Below are 22,197 nucleotides of genomic sequence, written 5' to 3'. Positions count from 1 at the left end.
AAATGAAAAAAATAATAATATTTCTTCTTGTGGCCAATTTTTCTTTCGCACAACAGAATAAACGAAAACTGGTGTGGGAAGAAAATTTTAAAGGTAAAACTTTAAACGAAAAGAATTGGAATTTTGAGCTTGGTGACGGTTGTCCTAACTGTGGTTGGGGCAACAATGAGAGACAATTGTACACAAAACAAAATCACAAGATTTCTAAAAATAAGTTGGTCATCACCGCTAAGAAAGAAGGGAATAAATATTCGTCGACAAGGATTACAACAAAAGGTAAAAAAGAGTTTCAGTATGGTCGTTTCGAGGCAAGAGCAAAACTGCCTGTTGGTCAAGGAGTGTGGCCTGCTTTATGGATGTTAGGTTCGAATATCAGTGAAGTTGGATGGCCAAAATGCGGAGAAATCGATATTTTGGAATATGTTGGTAAAGAACCCAATATGGTTTTCACTTCTCTGCATACGCAAGACAGCCACGGAAATACAATAAATACAAAGAAAACAAGATTTGACAATATTGAGAAAGGCTTTCATATCTATGCGATGGAATGGACGAAAGACAAAATCGATTTTTTTGTGGATGACATTTTAGTGTACACTTTTCAGCCTGAAAATAAAACAGAAGCAATCTGGCCTTACAATCAGCCGTTTTACTTTATTGTGAATATGGCGATAGGAGGAAACTTTGGAGGTCCCGAAGTGGACGACACCATACTTCCTCAGGATTTCATCGTTGATTACATCAGAGTTTACCAATGATAATCTGATTTTATAAATATATCAGAATGTAACTAAAATAAAGGTTATTGTAATCCATTGACAATCAGTCTTTATTTTAGTTTTTTTTTTATTTTTAAGAATTTCTTGACATAAACTTTTATTTTCACTGCAACGGCATGCTATTTGAAAGGTAAATGTGAAAAAAAGGAGAAATAAATTAACAAATTTCAATCTTCTTATGTTAATTTTTATTAATTTTACTTGGATGTTAAAATAATAATTAGTTAAATTTGACCACTTAAAAAAACCTAAATAAAATCAGCCTATAATAAAAAACTACTTTTTAGAGACCCCTCTCAATTTTAATTAAACTAAAAAGTATTATTATGGTTAATATACAACTCCCTGATGCGTCGTTAGTAAAGGATTATGTCGCAGGTAATGAGGATGCCTTAGCTAAACTAATAAAAAGGCATGAATCAAAAATTTATGGTTTTATTTATTCTAAAATCCCTGATAGAGATATCACCAACGATATTTTTCAAGACACTTTTATTAAAGTTATAAAAACTTTAAAATCAAACTCCTATAACGAAGAAGGTAAATTTTTACCTTGGGTTATGCGTATCTCCCACAATCTTGTAGTTGACCATTATCGAAAAACAAAAAAAATGCCGATGTTCAGAGAAACAGAAGAATTTTCTATCTTCTCAATAATGTCTGATGATTCCCTGTCGATCGAAAATAAAATTATATCCGAACAAGTCGAAATGGATTTAAAAAAACTTATCGAAGAATTACCATGTGATCAAAAAGAAGTATTAGTTATGCGAATGTATCACGACATGAGTTTTAAGGAAATTTCGGAATCAACGGGAGTCAGCATCAATACTGCTTTAGGAAGAATGCGTTATGCTCTTATGAATTTGAGAAAAGTGATCGATAAGCATCAAATTGTTTTAACCAATTAACAATATGTTTAAACTTGCTGCGTTGTAATAAAAAGATAAAAATTTATTACTTTATGGCAAAAATTTACTCAAAAAAATCAGTAGTTTCAAAGAGTATGAAACCTAGAAAAGAAACAGTTTCTTTCCTATTAAGCTATTCTCAGGCATTAAGCATAATAAAGATTGACAACAGAGTTTTCGAATTTATATCGAATTAAATCTACTTCGATTCCTGCACGAACACAGTTGTAAGGTTGCTTATGAAATTGTTACATTTTAAAAAAGACCCACTGTTTTCCTAGAAAATCAGTGGGATTTTTTCTTTATTGGAAGTTTACTTTTGTAGTATAAATCGATGATTGTTTTTCTTCCAACTGTTTTTGTGATTATATCTTTTTCTAAATCCCAGCCGCGAGCCGGCGAATATTCTCTTCCATACCAAATAATTTGAAGATGCAAGTCATTCCAGATTTCTTCAGGAAAAATGCGTTTGGCATCTTTTTCGGTTTGAACTACATTTTTTCCGTTGGTCAGGTTCCATCTGTGCATTAAACGATGAATATGTGTATCAACAGGAAAAGCTGGGATACCAAATGCTTGTGACATTACCACACTTGCCGTTTTGTGGCCTACTGCAGGTAATTCCTCTAAAAATTCAAAGCTTTGAGGCACTTTTCCGCCATGCTTATCAATTAGGATATGTGATAAGCCGTGAATGCCTTTGGACTTCATTGGCGATAAGCCGCAGGGACGAATGATTTCCTTGATCTCCTCCACTGACAATTTAACCATATCATATGGATTGTCCGCTTTTGCAAAAAGTAGAGGGGTAATCTGATTCACGCGCACATCTGTACATTGCGCTGATAGTAGAACGGCAATCAATAAAGTGTAAGGGTCTTTATGGTCGAGCGGAACTGGAATCGTTGGATACAATTTTTTTAACGTATTAATAACAAAAGTTACACGTTCCTGTTTATTCATTATTGTCTAAATTTGATTGGTAAAGAAAAACTATTTCAACGGCAATAGCAAAATTCAATTTCAATTCAAATAAATAAAAAATATAACCAATGACAACATTAAAAAAAGGAGACAAAGCGCCCGATTTTTCAAGTTTTGATCAAGATGGAAAAACGCATCAGTTAGCTAATTATGCTGGAAAAAAATTAGTTCTTTTCTTTTATCCGAAAGCAAATACGCCAGGATGTACTGCTGAAGCTTGTGATTTAAGAGACAATTTCGAACGATTTCAAGCTAATAATTACGAAATTTTAGGCGTAAGCGCAGATGCGCAAAAAGCGCAAGCCAAGTTTAAAGACAAGTATGAATTTCCTTTTCCATTACTTGCTGATGAAGATAAATCAGTAATCAATGCATTTGGAGTTTGGGGACCCAAGAAATTCATGGGAAAAGAATATGACGGAATTCACAGAACCACATTTGTAATTGATGAAAAAGGAATTATAGAGGATGTGATTTCAGATGTAAAAACGAAGGCTCATGCCGCGCAGATATTAAAATAAGTGTTCAGTATTCACTTTTTAGCGATTACTTACAGCAATTGCAAATAAGTATACAAAAACTGAAAAACATATTATGAATAATTAAAAAAGTCCAAAGTTGAGGTTTTAATTGACCGCAGCTTTGGACTTTTTTTTGTAATTTAAATTTCATTATGGATATAAAAGGTAAGTAGGTGTAGCAATTGAACATTAAAAACTAAATACTGGCTACAACCTCTTAATTGCTTTCTTTCAAGACTTTATTGGGGTCAAACCCGAAAAGGCGGTGCTCCTTGATAATTTCTGCAATACCTGCCGGAAGCATGGTTTCCCACCCTGGTTTTCCATGATTAATCATATTAAGAACTTCACGAGAGAAAACCTCAAGAATCGCAGGGTCATAATCATCGATATCAACTACTTTTCCGTTGAATTTAAAGAATTTGTATAATTCCTTCATTCTTGGATGTACTTTTAAGTTTTCCGATGTGATGATTTCGCCATTTTCTCCCATCATTGGATACAAGAAAACTTTCATATCGCGATAAAATAACTTCCCAAAGGCTTCAAGAATTCCACCACTTAAATGGCGGTAATACTTCTCATCAAAAATATCCACTAAATTATTTACACCCATCGCCAATCCCATTCGAGCTTTGGTATAATTAGCAAAATACTCTACCACTTTATAATATTCCTGGAAATTTGAAATCATTACTGTTTGTCCAAGAGAACACAGTAATTCAGCTCGATCCATGAAATCTCTTTCATCAATTTCACCGTCTGAACGCAAGTTTGATAATGTAATTTCAAAAATCACCAATGTATTTTCGGCATTTACTTTATTTTCATTCAGGAACATCTTCAATGATTTCTCATACATGTCCATGTTTACTTTTGTAACAGGACGAAAACTACCTCTGAAAGCAAGAATATTTTTCTTGTATAAAATAGCTGCAGGAAGAATGTTTTTTCCTTCTGGATTAAACATTACCGCATCAGTCATTCCATTTTTTACCAACTGTAAACTCATCAATCGATTGTCAACATCGGCAAAACGGGGACCTGAAAAATTTATCGTGTCTATTTCTAATTGGTCTTTGTCTAAATGATCATATAAATAGCGCAACAATCGTTTAGGATCATTGTATTTATAGTAAGCTCCATAAATTAAGTTTACGCCAAGAATACCAAGTGTTTCTTGCTGTAATCGCACATCAGTTTCTTTAAATCGAATGTGAATTATAATTTCGTTATAATCCTCATCTGGCTCAATTTGATAACTGATTCCAACCCACCCATGTCCTTTAAATTGCTTAGCAAAATCGATCGTAGCCACAGTATTGGCATAACTAAAAAACATTTTATTGGGATGTTTTTCTCTGCTCAATCGTTGCTCAATCAGATTAACTTCGTGAGAGAGCATCTTTTTAAGTCGGCTTTCAGTTACATAACGGCCGTCTTCTTCGATACCATAAACGGCATCACTAAAATCTTTGTCATAAGCAGACATTGCTTTTGCGATTGTACCGGATGAACCGCCTGATCTGAAAAAATGTCTTACAGTTTCTTGACCAGCTCCAATTTCTGCAAAAGTTCCGTAAATATTTTCATTTAAATTGATACGAAGTGCTTTGTCTTTGATCGAAGGGATTTGTTCGATGATTTTGTCACCTTTTAATTTTATTTCTGTATCCATTTTCTTTTAATATGGCTAATATGTCGCAAAGTTAGTGAAATAGGTTTCTAAAGAAAGAGAATTAACCCTATTTTTGTAAATAAAAACAAGAAATTTGAAAGTATATTTTTTAGGAACTGGCACCTCACAAGGGATTCCTGTTATTGGCAGTAATCATCCCGTATGCAAAAGTACTGATTTTAAAGATAAAAGACTGCGAGTTTCTGTCTGGATTTCTTGGGGACATCATTCTTTCGTAATCGATTGCGGACCTGATTTCAGGCAGCAAATGCTTTCTTCAAATTGCAAGAAAGTGGATGCAATTTTGTTTACCCACGAACATGCAGATCATACCGCAGGCATTGATGATATTCGACCCTTTAATTTTAAACAAGGTGAAATGCCTTTTTATGCTCATCACCGAGTTATAAGTAATTTAAAAAGACGTTTTGACTACGTTTTTGAAACTATAAATAAGTATCCTGGTGCGCCTTCTGTAGAAACAATTGAGGTGATTAACAATGAGCCATTTTCTATTGGTAACAAAACAGTTATACCTGTAAATGTAATGCATGGCAATCTTCAGGTTTTTGGTTATAGAATTGATAATTTCGCCTATTTAACTGATGTCAAGACAATTGAAAACAGCGAAATTGCAAAGCTAAAAAAATTAAAAGTACTGGTTATAAATGCTTTACGTGAAGAGCCTCATGATACACATTTCAATTTGAAAGAAGCATTAGATTTTATAACTTTGTTGCAGCCAGAAAAAGCGTATCTCACCCACATCAGTCACATTATGGGGTACCATGAAGAGGTTCAAAAAAATCTTCCGGAAAATGTGTTTCTGGCCTATGATAATTTAGAAATTACAATTTAATTTTATTTAAAATGAAACAATCATTATTGCTTTATCTTACTATTTTGGCGGTTCTCTCTACGATTTTTACTTATATGTTCTTGAGTAAAGAAGTGACATTTCAACAAAAAAGATACGATAAAACCACAAAGAAATTAAGAGACAGTTTAAGTCTGGTTACGAATCAGTTAGTTGATGCAAAATACTTTTCATTGGATAAAAATGAAAATGCCCAAAATTATTTTGATTCTGGAAATTCAGAAAAAATAATTCAGTACGAAAAATTAATTCCTTTCGTTACCGAAAAATTACTAGATTTTAATGCCAACGCGAAAGGAAATCCTTATACGGGACAAGACCAGATAGGAGCGAATAAATTCATTATCAATAAGGTGAAAATCCTAAACCACAGATGGATTATTGCCGATTATAGTGATGGTGAAATTTGGGGAGAAGTTTTGTTAAAATACTTTGTGAATCCTGATGACAGTATTTCATTTGAAGTGAATCAATCTTTGTTATATCAGAAATAAATATTTAGTCGCAGTTTTCAGGAAATTTGAGTTCTGAAAACTGCAACTTACTACTTAGAACTATTTTTCCTGAAGCCAATTTTTAAAGTCATAAAAATTTTGCGGAGCCACTCCATGACCTATTGGATATTCTTTGTAGACTGATTGTATACCCAATTTATCCAAAAACGGTTTTGTTTTTCGGGCCCATTCTACAGGAATTACTTGATCTACAGTTCCGTGTGAATGGAATACTTTTAGTTGTGTAAAATCGTTTCGTAAGTAATTTTCTTCCAATATAGGTTCACTGACGTAACCGCTCAAGGCCACTACACGTTGCACTTTATCAGGATGTGATAAAGCTATTGCATAACTCAAAATGGAGCCTTGGCTGAAGCCAACCAAAGTCACATCCTTAGCATCTATTGGATATTTTTGTATTAATTCGTCAATAAAGCGTGCGATTAAATCTCTTGAAATTATTGCCTGCTGATGATCTGAAAATTTATTTTCATCCGCATCAAAGTTTATCGCGTACCAAGCATAAGCGCCATATTGCATGTTATACGGAGCTCTGGCAGAAATGATGTAATATTCATCAGGAAGCTCAGCGGCAAACGAAAATAAATCTTCTTCATTGCTGCCGTATCCGTGTAATAAAAGGATAAGTGGATTTTTGTCTAATTTTATTTTAGGTTCTCGTATTTTATATTCTAAGGATAAGTTCATTGTAATTATGATATGTTTGATAGCCATTTTTGAAAATAAGTTCCCAATAAAGGAACCGGTTTTGTTTCGCCTTTTATGGCGCTGGTAATGCCATAAGACCACAAAATAAATACGAAAATCCACATGGGAGCTGAAATCATTAAGCTGTCAAAATTGCTGATGATTAATCCTAGTGATATAAAAGTTAAAGTTAGTCCCAGGCCTTGGCGAATGTGAAAGGACGCAAATGCATTTTTGTCTTCGGAGTTCATCGACATCGCTATAAAGACGCCAATTCCTAATATGTAACTGGTTATTGCAGCAGTTTTTCCGGACTCAGAATTATTATTATTGATCATTTTTTTATGCTAAAATTAATTTTCCTTGATTTACAATCCCGTATACTTTTCCATTTATTTCGGTCCCCAGTAACGCGGAGTTTTTTGATTTTGAAAGAATAGATGATTTTGTAAAAATGCCTTTTGGTTCTGGATTAAATAAGGTAATATTTGCTTTGGAACCTTCATTAATTGTTTCAATTTCGATACTAAAAGTTGTTTTTCCGGAGGTCAATTTATCTATCACGGTTTCTAATGGTAATACGGTCATCAAAGCACCAAAAGCACTTTCCAATCCAATTGTTCCATTTTTAGCGCCGTCAAATTCCATTTTCTTGTGCTCGATGTCCATCGGGTTATGGTCGGATGTAATCATATCAATAGTTCCGTCTTTTATTCCTTTTAACAATGCTTTTCTGTCGGTTTCAGTTCTAAGTGGCGGCGAAACTTTATAACGAGTGTCAAAACCTTCCAGTTTTTCATCGGTTAAAACCAAATGATGAACAGCAACACTACAGGTTACATTCAGTCCATTCGCTTTAGCCTCTTTGATTAATTGCACTGATTTTTTAGTAGAAATTGTTGGAATGTGAAGTTTTCCTCCGGTATATTCTAAGAGAAATAAATTTCTTGCAATTTGCAATTCTTCAGCAAGATTTGGAATTCCTTTCAAGCCTAATCGGGTAGAAACAATGCCTTCATTCGCTACTCCGTTTCCTTTTATATTTTCGTCTTGTGAAAAAGCAAGAACCAATCCATCAAAATCCTGAACGTATTGTAATGCTATTTTCAGCAAATTAGCATTATCCAAACTTTTATTATAATCGCCAAAAGCAACTGCTCCCGCTTTTTTCATGTCATACAATTCAGCCATATCTTTCCCTGCACTTTCTTTGCTCAAAGCGCCAATAGGATACAGTTGAGTTGCAAAACCTTGTGCTTTGTTTAAAACAAAATTTACTTGGGACTGATTGTCAATAATAGGGAAGGAGTTGGGTTGTAAAGCTATTGCCGTAAAACCGCTTTTGGCTGCAACATTGAGTCCGTTTGATATGGTTTCTCGGTCTTCAAAACCTGGTTCTCCAAACGAAACGCTACTGTCAAACCAGCCTTGCGAAACATGCAAATTATCAAGTTGTACTTCATCTGCTTTATCGGGATTAGGAAGTGATGTTCCAATTTTTTTTATAAAACCATCAACAATTAAAATATCTGCAGTCTTATTATGAAAGGGACTTTTCGAATCGATAATTTTGGCGTCTCTGATGATTAATTTCATATGTAGATAATGTTTTTTTTTAATGGAATAGGTAATTCGCGAGGTGTATTAACACTTTAAACCGTAATCATGTTATATTGATTTTTAAAGTTTTTGACCTTCCTTATTTACTTTACGAATCGTATAATTGCCATTTCGGTTATTACAAATAATAGCGCAAAGATAACAAACCATTTCCAAATTTGATTATCAGTTCTGTCAGTTTGTAAAGTGTCAAATAGCGATGGGATTGATTCGATTGTTTTATAATCAGAAAGAATATTGTCATTGGCTGAAGCCAGATCACTTTCGGTTCTGTTGTAATTGAAACTGATGTTTTCAATCCATTCTTTTTTATTGAAAATGCTGAAATTTCCTGCGTGTTCAGGATAATCATTGAAAGTTATTTTGACTTTGTTATTCAGTATTTGTTGAATAGGAATAAATTGTTCATCCAAGCCTTTTACGGTCAAAATAGCATCTTTGTTTAACGATACTTCAGTCAAGTGCGGATTATTTTTTCCAATTATCAAAGCATTTACACTGTTGTTTTGATTGTTCATTGCCATCTTGTAAAACGTAGGTACAATTAGTGGAGATTGCTGGAAATTTGAATTTTCAATGTTGATAGGAGCTGCAAAAACAGCAACCGCTGAAGTCGAATTTGCTATAGAAGTCAAGAAAACACTTTGATCCTCATAGGACAAAGCCGCAGGACTGGAACTTGATAATATAAAAGAGCTTTTTGTTTTTGGATACTGAAAATTAGTCACTTTGTTTTCAAATACGCTACTGAATATAGGATGATTGAAGTTGATTTTAGTAATTAGCTTTTCTCTGTTTTCTAGAGAATTGAATTTCAAATTCCCGAAATTTGACAAAAAAGAATTCATATTTATAATTGAACTCCCTGCCGAAGGAATCACAATTAAACTGCCGCCTTTTGCCACAAAAGATTTCAAAGTGGTCACCAAAGCTTGCGGAATTTCATCCAATTCATTTAAAACAATCGCATCCTGTTCTTCCAGTTTATTGTAATCTAACGCGCTTAAAGTATAATTGTTAAAACTGAATTCTTCACTGGTGTAAATTCGGGAAAGAAAGTTGCTTTTTGCCGGTTCTCCAATGCTGATAACTTTGGTTTTCGTAGACTCTGAAATGCTAAAATACAAGGTGTTATCATAAGACAAACCAGCATCAACAATAGAAAAATAGCCATGAAAAGCTTGTTTCGGAATCGTAAAACTCAGATTTTTTTTATTGGTGTCTAAAGTTACTATTGTCTTCGCAATAAGCTTATTTTCATTAAATAAGGAAATTGGAATCGGCTTAAAACCATCTCCATAACCGGAAATTTGGACATTAATTTCATAAAAATTATCTGATGTTTTATTGATGAAAACGCTATCAATAGAAACATTGTTTTTTTGTTCTGCTTTTGGAATTATAAATAAAGGAGAATCAGTTGTATTACTATTTTTTAGTTGTTTTTCATCAAGACCAACAGCATCAGTAATGATAATAATATCCTTTTTAAAAGCTGATTTATGCGCTTTTATTTTAGCCATTATATTGTCTAATTGAAAAGGAGTGGCGCTGTATTTTAGATTCTGCAAAGCACTTCGAACGGATTTAATATCTGTGTTCCAATAATTCTCGGAATTGGTAAGCAAAGAAAAATTCACGTTCTCCGGAGTTTCTTCTAGTAGTTCCTGAACAGCTCTTTTTAGCAATTCTCCTTTTTTGCCTTTGGCTTGCATACTAAAAGAATTATCTAAAATGATATATAATTCATTGTTGGCATTTTTACTGTCTTTCGACTCAAAATAAGGTTGTGTAAATGCTATGATAATACTCGTTAATAGTAATAAACGACAGGCGAGAAGCAGCCATTTCTTGATTTTAGAGCTTTTTCTGGTTTGTATAGAAAGTGCTTTTAAGAAACGAACATTGGTGAAATATTGTTTTTTGAAACGGCGCAATTGAAACAAATGAACCAAAATTGGAACAATCAAAAAGAACAGGAAGTATAAAATTTCGGGATGTTTAAAATGCATTCTGAGGTTGATTTTACTTCACTGGATTTAATTTTCAATGGATTTCACTGAATTTGAATACTCAAAAATACAAATTTGTGTTGAGTTTTGATTGAAGTTGTTATTATTTTTCAAATGAAAAAATATTTAAAATTCCATCTCACTATATTCTGTATTTTAGCTTTTTAATAAAATTCTTAAACATGAAAAATTCGATAGTTGTTTTTCTTTTCATTTTCATTTTTACAAACGTGCAGGCACAAAAAAACAAATTCAATTTGCTAATTGGAACCTACACCCAAACCTGTGAAAGTAAAGGAATTTATGTATATGATTTTGATTCAAAAACAGGTAATTTCAGTTTTAAAAACGCAACGGAAAAGGTTGTCAATCCAAGTTATTTGACCGTTTCAAAAGACAATAATTTTGTGTATTCTGTAAATGAGTCTGGTGCTGAAAGTACAGTAAGTTCTTTTAGTTACAATTCATCAAGCGGAAAGCTTGACTTAATTAATAAACAAAGTTCCAAAGGCGCAGATCCTTGTTACATTATAAACGATGAAAAAAATGTAATTGTTGCCAATTATTCCGGTGGAAATATCTCCGTTTTTGGAAAAAATAACGACGGAGGTCTTACTGAAGCAAAGCAGGTGATTCAGCATTATGGAAAAGGAACTAACATGCAAAGACAAGAAGGTCCTCATGTGCACATGGTTCATTTTTCTCCCGATCAAAAGTTCGTTTTGGCCAATGATTTAGGGAATGACAAAGTATACTCATATGCCTATAATCCTGCTGCTGCAAATACGGTATTAGTATTAAAAGATAGCATTTCAGTGAAATCAGGAAGCGGTCCTAGACATTTAACGTTCAGCAAAAACGGAAAGTTTGTTTATCTGTTACAGGAACTCGATGGAGCTTTAACCGTATTTAGTTATTCAAACGGGAAATTAAAAAAGATCGATGAAACCACTATTTTAGCTAAAGATTTCAAAGGAACATTTAGTTCTGCGGATATCCATATTTCGCCGGATGGGAGGTTTTTATATGCTTCTAATCGTGGTCAAGCAAATACTATCACAATTTATAAAATTCTAAAAAACGGAAAATTACTGTTGAAAGGACAAAGCAGCACTCTAGGAAAAGGACCTCGAAATTTTGCGATTGATCCGACGGGTAATTTTCTTTTGGCAGCACATCAATATACAAATGATATTGTAATTTTTAAAAGGAATAAAACTACGGGAGCTCTTACAGATACTGGTAAGAAAATTACTTTGTGTTCTCCGGTTTGTTTGGTTTTTACAAAGAATTAAACTTGAAAATTTAATAAAATTCCCAAAAAAGGGTTGAAAAATGATTTCCATTTTTCAACCCTTTTTTACTATTGGTTTTTATCTTTTGTTCCGGTGTTCAGAAAAAAAATGAAGATTTAGAAACGGTACACTAAAAACGGAATACTGAACACTATTTGTTCTTATCTTTTCTCTTTTTATCTCGGGTTTTCAGCATGTTTCTATTTACAGAGCCGTGCGTTTTTTTCTTGGTGACACCAGGACCACCTAAGTTGACTTTCTTATTCTTTTTACTTTTTTCTTGAAAAGCGCCATCTCCGTCAAGTTTCTGTTTTTTCATCATAAACTTAATCGGTTGTCTGTCTTTTTCAGGTTCGATTAATTTCAATGAAACTTCAACGGTTTCCGGGAAAGGCTCAATTGCCAATTCCATATTCATCAGTACTTCAACTTCCACTTTCGATTCTTCTTCACGAGGTGCGATAAGACTTATTGCGGTTCCTGTAGCATCTGCACGACCTGTTCTACCAATTCTGTGCATGTACAATTCAGGCATTTCAGGCATTTCGAAATTGACAACATGAGTAATATTTGAAATATCCAGACCTCTAGCCATAATGTCAGTAGTAATCAAACCGCGTAAATTCCCTTCTTGAAACGAAGCCATCGTACTCAAACGATAATTTTGTGATTTATTAGAGTGAATTACTCCAAATTCTCCTTCAAAATCTTCTTCGATTCGTTCGTGAACCATGTCGGAGATTTTTTTGTTATTTACAAATACCAGAACACGACTCATGTCTTCGTTGTTTTCCAATAGATACTTTAGAAGGTTTATTTTAGTATTGAAATTGGGAACTTTATAGCTAATTTGTTTGATATTTTCTAACGGAGTACCTGATGCCGAAAGCGTAACTTCTTCCGGATAATCAAAATAGTCATTCAAAATAGCATCTACTTCCTCTGTCATCGTTGCCGAAAACAGGATGTTTTGACGTTTTTTTGGCATCATGGCCAAAATAGATGTCAATTGAGTACGGAAACCTAAATTCAGCATTTCATCAAATTCATCAATCACCAATTTCTGCATTTCCTCAAAACGAATGACGTTATCCAGCGTTAAATCCATGATTCTTCCTGGAGTTCCCACTAATATGTCGCAACCTGCGTAAACTGCTTTCTTTTGTGTGTTGATATTGACACCACCAAAAATTCCAATAGTTCGAACCGACATGTATTTCGTCAATTTTTCAACTTCTTCCACAACTTGCACTACAAGTTCGCGAGTAGGAACCAGAATTACTATTTTTGGGGTATGTCCAGGTGTGAATTTATATAATTTCAACAAAGGCAATAGGTAAGCAAATGTTTTACCGGTACCCGTCTGAGCGATTCCCATCATATCTCTGCCTGACATTATCACAGAAAAAGTTTTTTCCTGAATCGGAGTAGGCGTAGTAAATCCTAAATCGTCTATCGCTTTTTGTACGGATTTAGGAAGGTTGAATTGCTCAAAAGTAGTCATTTGCTTAAATTTTTTGCAAAGATAGTCTTTTTGAAAGTAATGCTCCAAAATCAAAGAATTGGAGAATCTCTTTATTTTGTTTTTACTTGAATTTCAAGTCCCATGATAACCCAACGGAGTAAATCCAAAAGTAATTCCCTTGATCAAAGATTATTTCCTGGTGTGCAACACCGAATTGCGTTCCCCATGCGTTTTGTTTATTGGAAGAAGTAAAAAAATAAGAAAAATTAATTCGTTGTGCCTTTAAATCAACGAATTCTGACGCATCTTGGTTGATGTTGAATTGATTAATTTCCGGTGAGTAACCCACACTAAGCGATACCCCTAAAAAATTCTCGGCATCACTGCGGTATTTTCGGTAGGTAACCGTACCCGATTTGCTGGTACCTGTTTCTCCCGGAGTGAAATAGGGACGGAAAGCTAAATAACTGTTTCCGGTGTACCAACCCAACGATCCAGTATATATATTGGTTGTCGTACTGTATTTTAGAGTTCGCAGTCCTAACGAAACTTCAAAGCTTTTTGGTAAAGATTTATACAATTCTGCACCAAACCTGATATCCGGGAATAGAAACGATTTTGACAAGCCAACATTTACGTAACCATAAAGTCCATTTGCAATCTTAGGGTATAAATCGATTTCGTACTGCAACCCATTTTCATTGAATCGTCTGTTGAAATTTACCTTGCCGATGACACTTCCGTATTTAGTTAACCGTCTGTAGCTGAGGCCGTAATATTGCATCGGATCAAAAACATCAGAATAAATATCCAAGGAAGAGGTAAGACCAATTGTATTTTGGCTCAAACTATTTTTTAAGCTCGCTTTGTATTCTTTGGCGTTCTGATCATTCGGGTTTTCTTTCAGTACGGCGTCAAGTGTGCTCAATGCTTCTAATGGATTATTTGTCTTTTCTTGTGCGCTGGCCTTCAAGTACAAAAGCTCTGGATCATTAGGAATTGTTTTTAAAGCGGTGTCAGTCATTTCAAGAGCAACATAAGGCATGTCAGCCCAAATTTCATTTTTGATGGCGGCCATCCAAATGTTTCTGTCCTCTTTTTCTTTTTTTAAAATATAATCAAATTCTTTTCTTGCTTTTTTATAATCGCCATCCCACGAGTAAGTGCTGGCCAAAAAGGAGCGAATATCATGATAATCAGGATATTTAGTTAAAATAAATAATAAGGTATCCTGGGCTTGTTTACGTTGCTGATTAAAGGCTAAGTATCGGGCTTTCTCGAAAGAAGCGTCTGGATCTCCGTTGTATTTAATTTCTTGTCCAGACATTTGAAATACACTTAAGAATGCAATTATATAGGTGATTTTAATAACTATTTTTGAAATCATTTTTTTAAGGATTTTTTAAAATTTGAGTATTCTTTATTTTCAGGATGTACAAGTAAAAGACTGTCAATCGTAGTATTCGAAGCTTTAAAATTGCTCATTCTGTTGTAGGCTTGAGCCAATTTATATCCCAATTCCGAATCAACTATCTGATTTTGTAGTGCCTTTTTACCTATTTCGACTGCTTTTTTGTTCTTCCCTGACCACCAATACACATCCATTAATGCTAAGTATGAGTCCCCATAAAAGGGTGTTCTGCTTATGACTTCAAGCAACTCCTTTTCTGCATTTTTATAGTCGCCATCCCATGCCAATGTTCTTCCTTTCAAAGTTCTGACATCGCCATAATTAGGAAGATCATTCAAAACATAATTGCATAATAATCTTGCATTTTCACGCTCTTTTTTAAAGGCCAAATCTCTGGCAAGAAAGAAAATTTGATCGCGATCGAGTCCTTTTGTTAATTTTTTTATGGTCGAAAGTTGCGCAGGTGTAAATGCATAAACAGGTTTTATAAAGCTGGAAGCAACTTTGGTTATTTTATTTTTGGTGGTTAAGTAGGAGTTTAATTTTTTGAAGTCATTAAAGGAGCCGGTTATGGTTTCCCTCATGTCATCATCGGCTTCACTAATATTGAAGTCTTCATCAATTTTGAAAAGATTTCCATCCGAATAATAAAAATCTTTGTAGATGTAATCATTAATACTTCCCTTATATCGCATCAATGGAATGTTGTGGATATTTCTAAAATGTCTTACTGTATCCAATCCTTGACCTAGCCAAGTGGTTTTTTCTATTTTATTGAATTGGTAGTTATTCGTTAAAAAAGAAACTAAACTTGGCGCTACATCAGTATGTGAAGAAATGGATTTGAATTTTGCCGTTTTCTTTAACATTGGGCTGTAAATATATAACGGGACATGAAAACGGGATAAATTGTCTTTTTGAGGAACTGGAATTAACCTATGATCTCCCGTAATTATAAATATGGTATTGGCATAATCTGCTCTTTTGGAGTACGCTTCCATAAAACTTTGAAGAGAATTATCAGTATATAAAACGCAGGCCAAAATATCTTTATATTCCTTCATTTTATTTTGCTCAAAAGACGATTTGGTATTTAAAATTCGTTCTACTTTTTCTAGGTAAACTTTTTTGGAAGGAAAATCAAAAGGTTCATGATTGGTAAGTGTCATTATGATATCCAATCGTGGCTCCTTTTTATTGTTTAATTCAGAAAGTGTCTTTCGGTATATCTCAGCATCGGGAAAACCCCAAGAGAATCCGCCTGAATTCTCCTTTGTTTTTTCATATCCAGGTCCAAATTTATTAATGTCTATGATTTTATCGATTCCATTATATTCTAAGAAATTACTTTTTTTGTCAAATGATGATTCATCGCCAGAGTAGTAACTGGTTGTATATCCGTTTTCTTTTAGAATACTGATTAGCGAATTATGTTTGGGTAATGGGTTCAATTCCATAAAGCCATCTTCTCCAAAAGGTAACGAACCCAATAGCGAGGGCAGTGCGCCAAATGTTCTTCCAGCATTACTAACGAAATTTTCCCAATACAGCGATTTCGTAGTCAATGCGTCGAGGTAGGGAGTAAACCCTTTGTATTCACCATCATCAGTAAAATCACTTCCCAACCCTTCAATTATAATAAAAACCACATTTGGCTTTTCTTTTTGAATGTTGAAAAATGGGGAAAGAACATCTTTTGTGTTTTCAGCGGATTGTTCTAAAGGGAATTCTTTCTTAAAAGTAGTGATGCCCTTGCTAGACGATGTCTTATCATTTTCGCTGCGTATAATGTCGCTAATTAAAAAATTTAATTTATTTTGAGAAACTGGTTTAATGCTACTAGCCATAATTAAATTGATACCTCCAAAAAAAATTATAACTACAACAATAATTATAGTGTTGATCTTATGTCCAAAAGATTGGAATAACCAAATCAATCCAAGATATACAAGCGGTAGAATTATAAAAGGCAAAAATAGCAAGATTGATAATGATAAAGAGGCCGTTACCGTGATATACATATCACTCAACGAATATCCCAAAAGATCAGCTCCAAGATTGGTATGTGTGGTTAGGCTGTATCCTATTAAACCAAGTTGGATGAGTGCAATAACAGAAAATAGGACTCTGATGACGATTATTCCCAAAGAGTTCTTTAAATATTTCAATGCTAAATACAAGGGAAAAAAGAGCAATCCTATTAATAATCCAGTAAAAATATCATTTAATAATTTATAAGTAAACAGTAGTATCTCAAAATTTTTGAATACTTCAATCAAGCTTAAAAGGCAAAAAACAATTGTCAATGAAACAGTTGCGTAAATGTATTCTAAATAGTTTTTATAAGTAAATTTCATTTTCATCTAGCGGTAATTTTATAGTTTTATGCTTTATTCATTCCTTTACGTGTCATAGCTCCCCATTTTTTATTTTTATTGAAATAATAATCTATGTTTCCTCTAATAGCCGCATATAAAATAAAAGGGTGATTTACAAAAGGTTCTAAGAAAGCAATCATTACCAGATGTTTCCCTGTTCCTTTCTTTTTGTATTGGTGATATGTAAGCTCTTCAGTAATGATTGCCACGATAGAAAATAGAACCGTAAACAGATAGGCCAAAAGAATAAAGGCCAAAGAATAATCCCATCGGATGTGGTTCAGTGCAATTAGGATTCCAAAATAAATGATACCGGCAACTTCGATAATTGGTGCCATTCTTTCGAAAAAAAACCAGTAGGGATAACTTAACAGTCCCAGCGAATTGTATTTTGGATTAAATCCTATTTTGCGATGTCTTCGCAAGGTTTCAATGGTGCCGCGAGTCCATCTGTTTCTTTGTGAAATAAAAGTCTTGTAATTGTCCGGAGCCTCCGTCCAGCAAAGAGGGTCAGGGATATAAGCGACTTTATATTTAATGTTTTGTTCTTCCATGTAGCCGCGCATTCGCACCACAATTTCCATATCTTCTCCTACGGTTTTGGTGTCATAACCGCCCACTTTAATGGCTATTTTTTTATCGAACAATCCAAACGCACCAGAAATTACCAACAAACCATTAAGCCTGCTCCACGCCATTCGTCCCAGTAAAAAGGCTCTTAAATATTCCAAAATTTGTCCCTTTTCGAGCCATTTAGAAGGAAAATTTACATCATGTAATTTACCTCCTTTAACCAGGCAAGAATTCGAAATCCGAATTACTCCTCCTGCCGCGATTACTTTGGCATCAGTCGCTTCAAGAAATGGTTTTATCATTTTTTGAAGGGATTCTTCCAGTAACAAACAATCGACATCTATGCAGGCAACATATTTGTGAGTACTGATATTGAGGCCAAGATTCAGTGCATCTGCTTTTCCTCCGTTTTCTTTATCAACCACTATCAGTTTTTCAAACGCAGGATTCGTTGATTTAAAAACGCCATTTCTTAATGGTTTTGTCAGAATTTGTTCATTGATAAGGTACTCTACCGGGATTAGATCATAGGCTTCAATTAATTGTTCCAAACTATTATCGGTACTTCCGTCGTTAACTATAATGACATCATAATTCACATAATAGCTAGAGAGTAACGAGCGCACATTTTCGACAATATTTAAGCTCTCATTATATGCCGGAGCAATGATCGAGATCGAAGGGGAAATAGTCGAAGCTAGTATTTCTTTGTAGTTCACAAAGCTATTTTTCCTCATATATTCTTTGGTCTCAATTGCAGAAATGAAGGCTAATATGATATAAGATCCTATTGCTGCTATGGTGTAAACAAAAAATAAATAATGAATGATCGATATTAAAATGATCTCCGTGCTTTTGTCCATAACTAATTATTTTCTATAAAATGAGCAATTTGTAAAAATTCAGATTCGGAGGAGCTTGACTTCAGAAAGTTGAACTTGTAGCTATTTATTGATTTCAAAATCTTTAGGGCCGATACCTTAATTTCGAAGTTTTCATGATATATATAATCCAGTAAAAAAGGTTCGTCATTAATTTCATATAAATTTTCCATCAATTTAAAAATGGCAATTTGTTCTTCCTGAGTTCGTTGCTCAAAAGTATTTTTCAACACTTCTTTGGCTTCAAAAACTTCCAGATGGCACAGTACTGAAATCACTTCTACGACTATATCTTTGTTTTTATGATTGAGCATATCAATCAGGACTTCTTTTTGCTCAAATTGATTGTAGATTTTCGCCAGTTTTAATACGAATACCACAACGGAATCATTGGAGGAATTCAGCCAAGAGGTAATATTAGGAATTTTTTGATTATCGAATCGTTGCAGTACTTCCAATAACTGAATCTGATCCCACTCTGATAAAGGAGTTTTTAAAACATTCAGAAAATCTAAACCCTCGAAATAAAAAAGATTAACCATGTACAATTGCATTTCTTTACGCACTTGTCTTCTCGGATGGTTGATATGTTTTGCAACCTGATCATGCGCTTCTTTTACCTGAAATTGTCTGAGTTCTCTAATTCCTTTAGCAAGAGTATACCATTTTTTACTTGTCAGTTTGGGTAATGTGTAATCAATGAGTCCGCTTTGGCAATATAGTTTTTCTATAGATTGAGCCACTTCTCCGGATATTTCATTTTTTAACTTCAGTAAAGTTGAGATGACAATCTTTCTTTTAAAAGGAGTAAGAATGCATTTTTTTAATTTATCAATGATTAATTGTTGTTCTGAGCTGATTTCTTCCTCTTCATTTCCAGAATACAAATAATGTACAAGAGCTTGTTCGTATTCTGCTTGATATTTAGCCACCACTATTTCATTTTTTCTCAAATGCCATCGTAAATAATTTAGGTAAATGATTAAAGGAATTATAAATACACTAAAAACGGCACTAAAAATCCATGCCACCTGAATTATAGGTGGAGATTGTTTAAAGTATTCAATAAAATAGTAGGTTTCATTCATATTGTTTCCCTGGGGCAGTAGGTTAAATACTAACGAAATAATTTTTTTATTCGAATAACGAGTTCATTAGGGCTTAAAGGTTTACTCATAAAATCGGTAGCTCCCAAATCAAACGCTTTAAGGACCATTTCCTCTTGTCCGGCTGACGAAAAAACGATGATCGGAGTTTTTAGATTTAACTTATTCCTTACATGGCTAATGACTTCTAATCCACTAATAAAAGGCATCATAATATCAGTTAAAATCAGATCTGGATTATGTGCTTCTATCAAGTCGACCGCTTCCTTTCCGTTCACTGCAATTAAGAGTTTATACCCTTCTTTTTCCAATTGGAATTTCAGCAATAATAATAGAATAGAATTATCTTCAGCCAAAACAATTTTTTTAGCATCGCTCATTATAATTTTGTTTTTGTTACTTCTACCACGTTTAATAATCTTTTTTCCAAAAGCGGTGAAGCTCTTCACAACGATTCAGTTACTTTTCGGCACTAAATTGCTTTATCATTGCGATTTAACATCCTTCATTTTTTTTCAAAAGGGATTTCTTTCTTGAATGTATCGGTATCACGTTTAATACCAAGCTCATCTAAAGAGGAGAACAAAACAGCTGTTAAAAAAACAATTGTTTCAGTTTTTGATGATTTTATTCTTGACTTGCATGATTCGTATTCCAAACGATGTATAATTATAGATATAATTAAAATCAAATGGGAAACGAATAAAAAAAGTAGAATAAAATGAATAAAATGGGGCAAGGTTAAATTCATTCTATATGTAAAGTTATAACATTGGCATTTTTTTTTTTTAAATATAGCGGTAAAACTAATTAAATTTAATTGATTTCACTATAAAATCAGGTAATTAAACACTCTTTTTTAGTCGTTTATGATCAACAACAATAGCTTTAAAATCTTTCAAAAACTCCTAATCCAAACAATGCAAAATCATATTTTACAGGATCAATTGGGTCAAATTCACGAAGTTTCGAATCGAGTTCGGCTACGGCTTTTGCATCATTTTGATTTCGTGTCAGCAATCCTAATTTTCGTGCTACATTTCCGGAATGCACATCCAAAGGACAGGATAAAGATGATGGAGAAATACTTTTCCAAATTCCTAAATCCACGCCTTTGTTGTCTTGTCGTACCATCCAGCGCAGAAACATATTTATTCGTTTGGCAGCTGAATTATTCAAAGGATCCGATATATGTTTTTGTGTCCTGTACTGATGCGGAATTTCAAAGAATATTTTCTTAAATTCGTGAATGCTTTTTTGCATAGTTCCTATTTCCTGGTTCTTTGCATATACGCTTTCTAACCCATTATGGTTTTGATAGATGTTTTTTAGACATCTGATAAAACTGATAAAATCCTGCCCGTTGAAAGTTCTATGAACAAAAAACTCCAGGCGTTCCAAATCAGTTTCAGTATGTGACATTACGAAATCATATGGTGCATTACCCATTAAATGGATCATTTTATGAGAGTTTTTAAGGATCATTTTTCTATTTCCCCAAGCAATAATCGCGCTGAGAAATCCGGCAATTTCAATATCTTCCTTCAGTGAAAATAGATGAGGAATCTGGACCGGATCACTCTCTATGAAGTCAGGAGTGTTGTAAAATTCGACCTTTTCGTCGAGGAAATCTTGAAGCTCTAATAGATTCATTTTTGATGATGAATAAGAATACTAATTTATTTCAGGAAGTACAGCCTGTTCTTGCAACTTATTGCCTAGATAGAAGCGACATCCTTTTTATTTTTTGTTTAAAATAAAAAGATAGATTGGATATCTTGAAATAGCTCCTAATTACTAATTAAACCATCAACCATTACTAATTTCCGATCGGCCATATTAGCCAATTCTTCATTATGTGTCACAATCACAAAAGTTTGTCCCATTTCATCTCGCAGTTTAAAAAACAATTGATGCAGGTTTTCAGCAGACGCTGTATCTAGATTTCCCGATGGTTCATCGGCAAAAATAATAGCGGGTTTATTGATTAATGCTCTTGCAACGGCCACGCGCTGCTGTTCTCCGCCCGAAAGCTCATTAGGTTTATGATTTAAACGATGGGAAAGACCAAGATAAGTAAGGAGTTTTTTCGCTTCAATTTCAGTTTCCTGTCTGGATTTATTGGCAATAAAAGCAGGGATGCAAACATTTTCAAGTGCTGTAAATTCCGGTAATAATTGATGGAACTGAAAAATAAAGCCTAAATTTAAGTTCCTGAATTTAGACAATATTTTGTCGTTCATGGATAGAATGTCTTGACCATTTATTTTAAGTTCTAACAGATTCTCTGAATTTATGGATTGATTAGGCTTGTCTAAAGTACCAAGAATTTGTAAAAGGGTTGTTTTCCCGGCACCTGAAGCACCAACAATAGAGACAATTTCGCCTTTTTGTATATGTAAATCAACGCCTTTCAACACATGTAGTTGATCGTAATATTTATGTAAATTTTTGGCTTGTATCATCGTGGAACTGTTTTTGGCAAAGAAACAAAGATTTTAATG

At 33.8% G+C, this 22,197-nt stretch carries 20 protein-coding genes; 6 read left to right on the top strand and 14 right to left on the bottom strand.

Going from position 1 to position 22,197, the window contains the following annotated elements; translation table 11 throughout:
• Nucleotides 1-2: 2 nt before the first annotated feature.
• Both E0F89_RS11825 and E0F89_RS11820 read left to right on the top strand, forming a co-directional pair.
• On the top strand, nucleotides 3-758 hold the full coding sequence (locus tag E0F89_RS11825; protein ID WP_131909982.1) for a glycoside hydrolase family 16 protein: 756 nt from the start codon (nucleotides 3-5) through the stop codon (nucleotides 756-758).
• A gap of 347 nt (nucleotides 759-1,105) precedes the next feature.
• Nucleotides 1,106-1,690 carry an RNA polymerase sigma factor gene (locus E0F89_RS11820; protein WP_131909981.1) on the top strand — a complete coding sequence of 195 codons (585 nt, stop codon included), beginning with the start codon at nucleotides 1,106-1,108 and terminating at the stop codon, nucleotides 1,688-1,690.
• Nucleotides 1,691-1,975: 285 nt separating this feature from the next.
• On the opposite strand, the gene E0F89_RS11815 is transcribed toward E0F89_RS11820, so the two are convergent.
• Nucleotides 1,976-2,653 carry an endonuclease III domain-containing protein gene (locus E0F89_RS11815; protein ID WP_131909980.1) on the bottom strand — a complete coding sequence of 226 codons (678 nt, stop codon included), beginning with the start codon at nucleotides 2,651-2,653 and terminating at the stop codon, nucleotides 1,976-1,978.
• 89 nt (nucleotides 2,654-2,742) lie between these two features.
• On the opposite strand from E0F89_RS11815, the gene bcp reads away from it, so the two are divergent.
• On the top strand, nucleotides 2,743-3,195 hold the full coding sequence (bcp, locus tag E0F89_RS11810) for a thioredoxin-dependent thiol peroxidase (protein ID WP_131909979.1): 453 nt from the start codon (nucleotides 2,743-2,745) through the stop codon (nucleotides 3,193-3,195).
• 217 nt (nucleotides 3,196-3,412) lie between these two features.
• Here bcp and E0F89_RS11805 read toward each other — a convergent pair whose 3' ends face one another.
• On the bottom strand, nucleotides 3,413-4,873 hold the full coding sequence (locus E0F89_RS11805; RefSeq protein WP_131909978.1) for a TonB-dependent receptor: 1,461 nt from the start codon (nucleotides 4,871-4,873) through the stop codon (nucleotides 3,413-3,415).
• Nucleotides 4,874-4,967: 94 nt separating this feature from the next.
• Between E0F89_RS11805 and E0F89_RS11800 the strand changes: the two genes are divergently transcribed.
• Together E0F89_RS11800 and E0F89_RS11795 are read left to right on the top strand one after the other, a co-directional pair.
• Entirely contained in the window at nucleotides 4,968-5,732 is a 765-nt protein-coding gene (locus E0F89_RS11800; RefSeq protein WP_131909977.1) for an MBL fold metallo-hydrolase, read from the top strand.
• Between the two features lie 11 nt (nucleotides 5,733-5,743).
• A complete protein-coding gene (locus E0F89_RS11795; protein ID WP_131909976.1) occupies nucleotides 5,744-6,244 on the top strand; it encodes a hypothetical protein in 501 nt (166 codons plus the stop codon).
• Nucleotides 6,245-6,304: 60 nt separating this feature from the next.
• Here the strand turns inward: E0F89_RS11795 and E0F89_RS11790 are convergent, their stop codons facing one another.
• The 4 genes from E0F89_RS11790 to E0F89_RS11775 all read right to left on the bottom strand — a co-directional run bounded on the left by E0F89_RS11790 (nucleotide 6,305) and on the right by E0F89_RS11775 (nucleotide 10,584).
• Entirely contained in the window at nucleotides 6,305-6,952 is a 648-nt protein-coding gene (locus E0F89_RS11790) for an alpha/beta hydrolase (protein WP_131910054.1), read from the bottom strand.
• Between the two features lie 5 nt (nucleotides 6,953-6,957).
• Nucleotides 6,958-7,290, bottom strand: a complete 333-nt coding sequence (locus tag E0F89_RS11785; RefSeq protein ID WP_131909975.1) for a hypothetical protein — start codon at nucleotides 7,288-7,290, stop codon at nucleotides 6,958-6,960.
• Between the two features lie 4 nt (nucleotides 7,291-7,294).
• Complete coding sequence (locus E0F89_RS11780) at nucleotides 7,295-8,548, bottom strand: dihydroorotase (protein WP_131909974.1); 1,254 nt, start codon at nucleotides 8,546-8,548, stop codon at nucleotides 7,295-7,297.
• A gap of 107 nt (nucleotides 8,549-8,655) precedes the next feature.
• The gene (locus E0F89_RS11775) at nucleotides 8,656-10,584 is read right to left on the bottom strand and encodes a BatA domain-containing protein (RefSeq protein ID WP_131909973.1); all 1,929 of its coding nucleotides are present in this window, start codon (nucleotides 10,582-10,584) and stop codon (nucleotides 8,656-8,658) included.
• A 182-nt stretch (nucleotides 10,585-10,766) separates the two neighbouring features.
• Here E0F89_RS11775 and E0F89_RS11770 point away from each other — a divergent pair, with 182 nt between their 5' ends.
• On the top strand, nucleotides 10,767-11,879 hold the full coding sequence (locus E0F89_RS11770; protein ID WP_131909972.1) for a lactonase family protein: 1,113 nt from the start codon (nucleotides 10,767-10,769) through the stop codon (nucleotides 11,877-11,879).
• A 151-nt stretch (nucleotides 11,880-12,030) separates the two neighbouring features.
• Here E0F89_RS11770 and E0F89_RS11765 read toward each other — a convergent pair whose 3' ends face one another.
• From E0F89_RS11765 to E0F89_RS11730, 8 genes are all read right to left on the bottom strand, one after another.
• Nucleotides 12,031-13,383: a DEAD/DEAH box helicase gene (locus E0F89_RS11765; RefSeq protein ID WP_131909971.1), complete on the bottom strand. Its 1,353-nt coding sequence runs from the start codon at nucleotides 13,381-13,383 to the stop codon at nucleotides 12,031-12,033.
• Nucleotides 13,384-13,465: 82 nt separating this feature from the next.
• Nucleotides 13,466-14,731, bottom strand: a complete 1,266-nt coding sequence (locus E0F89_RS11760) for a YaiO family outer membrane beta-barrel protein (RefSeq protein WP_131909970.1) — start codon at nucleotides 14,729-14,731, stop codon at nucleotides 13,466-13,468.
• Entirely contained in the window at nucleotides 14,728-17,118 is a 2,391-nt protein-coding gene (locus E0F89_RS11755) for an LTA synthase family protein (protein WP_131909969.1), read from the bottom strand. Before E0F89_RS11755 ends, E0F89_RS11760 begins: the two co-directional genes overlap by 4 nt.
• A gap of 20 nt (nucleotides 17,119-17,138) precedes the next feature.
• Entirely contained in the window at nucleotides 17,139-18,569 is a 1,431-nt protein-coding gene (locus tag E0F89_RS11750) for a glycosyltransferase family 2 protein (RefSeq protein WP_131909968.1), read from the bottom strand.
• 2 nt (nucleotides 18,570-18,571) lie between these two features.
• The gene (locus tag E0F89_RS11745) at nucleotides 18,572-19,675 is read right to left on the bottom strand and encodes a HEAT repeat domain-containing protein (RefSeq protein ID WP_131909967.1); all 1,104 of its coding nucleotides are present in this window, start codon (nucleotides 19,673-19,675) and stop codon (nucleotides 18,572-18,574) included.
• A gap of 29 nt (nucleotides 19,676-19,704) precedes the next feature.
• Nucleotides 19,705-20,073 carry a response regulator gene (locus E0F89_RS11740; protein WP_131909966.1) on the bottom strand — a complete coding sequence of 123 codons (369 nt, stop codon included), beginning with the start codon at nucleotides 20,071-20,073 and terminating at the stop codon, nucleotides 19,705-19,707.
• Between the two features lie 508 nt (nucleotides 20,074-20,581).
• The gene (locus tag E0F89_RS11735) at nucleotides 20,582-21,346 is read right to left on the bottom strand and encodes a TIGR02757 family protein (protein WP_131909965.1); all 765 of its coding nucleotides are present in this window, start codon (nucleotides 21,344-21,346) and stop codon (nucleotides 20,582-20,584) included.
• Between the two features lie 137 nt (nucleotides 21,347-21,483).
• Nucleotides 21,484-22,158: an ABC transporter ATP-binding protein gene (locus tag E0F89_RS11730; RefSeq protein ID WP_131909964.1), complete on the bottom strand. Its 675-nt coding sequence runs from the start codon at nucleotides 22,156-22,158 to the stop codon at nucleotides 21,484-21,486.
• Nucleotides 22,159-22,197: the final 39 nt, after the last annotated feature.

Source organism: Flavobacterium caseinilyticum, from assembly GCF_004349085.1.
Classification (GTDB): domain Bacteria; phylum Bacteroidota; class Bacteroidia; order Flavobacteriales; family Flavobacteriaceae; genus Flavobacterium; species Flavobacterium caseinilyticum.
This window is presented reverse-complemented; position numbering and strand designations above follow the sequence as displayed.

Excerpts from the sequence above, each read along its gene's own strand:
- E0F89_RS11825 (WP_131909982.1), top strand. The coding sequence starts at position 3 with ATGAAAAAAATAATAATATTTCTTCTTGTGGCCAATTTTTCTTTCGCA.
- E0F89_RS11785 (WP_131909975.1), bottom strand. The coding sequence starts at position 7,290 with ATGATCAATAATAATAATTCTGAGTCCGGAAAAACTGCTGCAATAACC.
- E0F89_RS11775 (WP_131909973.1), bottom strand. The coding sequence starts at position 10,584 with ATGCATTTTAAACATCCCGAAATTTTATACTTCCTGTTCTTTTTGATT.
- E0F89_RS11770 (WP_131909972.1), top strand. The coding sequence starts at position 10,767 with ATGAAAAATTCGATAGTTGTTTTTCTTTTCATTTTCATTTTTACAAAC.
- E0F89_RS11820 (WP_131909981.1), top strand. The coding sequence starts at position 1,106 with ATGGTTAATATACAACTCCCTGATGCGTCGTTAGTAAAGGATTATGTC.
- E0F89_RS11795 (WP_131909976.1), top strand. The coding sequence starts at position 5,744 with ATGAAACAATCATTATTGCTTTATCTTACTATTTTGGCGGTTCTCTCT.
- E0F89_RS11790 (WP_131910054.1), bottom strand. The coding sequence starts at position 6,952 with ATGAACTTATCCTTAGAATATAAAATACGAGAACCTAAAATAAAATTA.
- E0F89_RS11760 (WP_131909970.1), bottom strand. The coding sequence starts at position 14,731 with ATGATTTCAAAAATAGTTATTAAAATCACCTATATAATTGCATTCTTA.
- E0F89_RS11735 (WP_131909965.1), bottom strand. The coding sequence starts at position 21,346 with ATGAATCTATTAGAGCTTCAAGATTTCCTCGACGAAAAGGTCGAATTT.
- E0F89_RS11765 (WP_131909971.1), bottom strand. The coding sequence starts at position 13,383 with ATGACTACTTTTGAGCAATTCAACCTTCCTAAATCCGTACAAAAAGCG.
- E0F89_RS11730 (WP_131909964.1), bottom strand. The coding sequence starts at position 22,158 with ATGATACAAGCCAAAAATTTACATAAATATTACGATCAACTACATGTG.
- E0F89_RS11780 (WP_131909974.1), bottom strand. The coding sequence starts at position 8,548 with ATGAAATTAATCATCAGAGACGCCAAAATTATCGATTCGAAAAGTCCC.
- E0F89_RS11745 (WP_131909967.1), bottom strand. The coding sequence starts at position 19,675 with ATGAATGAAACCTACTATTTTATTGAATACTTTAAACAATCTCCACCT.
- E0F89_RS11755 (WP_131909969.1), bottom strand. The coding sequence starts at position 17,118 with ATGAAAATGAAATTTACTTATAAAAACTATTTAGAATACATTTACGCA.
- bcp (WP_131909979.1), top strand. The coding sequence starts at position 2,743 with ATGACAACATTAAAAAAAGGAGACAAAGCGCCCGATTTTTCAAGTTTT.
- E0F89_RS11740 (WP_131909966.1), bottom strand. The coding sequence starts at position 20,073 with ATGAGCGATGCTAAAAAAATTGTTTTGGCTGAAGATAATTCTATTCTA.
- E0F89_RS11750 (WP_131909968.1), bottom strand. The coding sequence starts at position 18,569 with ATGGACAAAAGCACGGAGATCATTTTAATATCGATCATTCATTATTTA.
- E0F89_RS11805 (WP_131909978.1), bottom strand. The coding sequence starts at position 4,873 with ATGGATACAGAAATAAAATTAAAAGGTGACAAAATCATCGAACAAATC.
- E0F89_RS11815 (WP_131909980.1), bottom strand. The coding sequence starts at position 2,653 with ATGAATAAACAGGAACGTGTAACTTTTGTTATTAATACGTTAAAAAAA.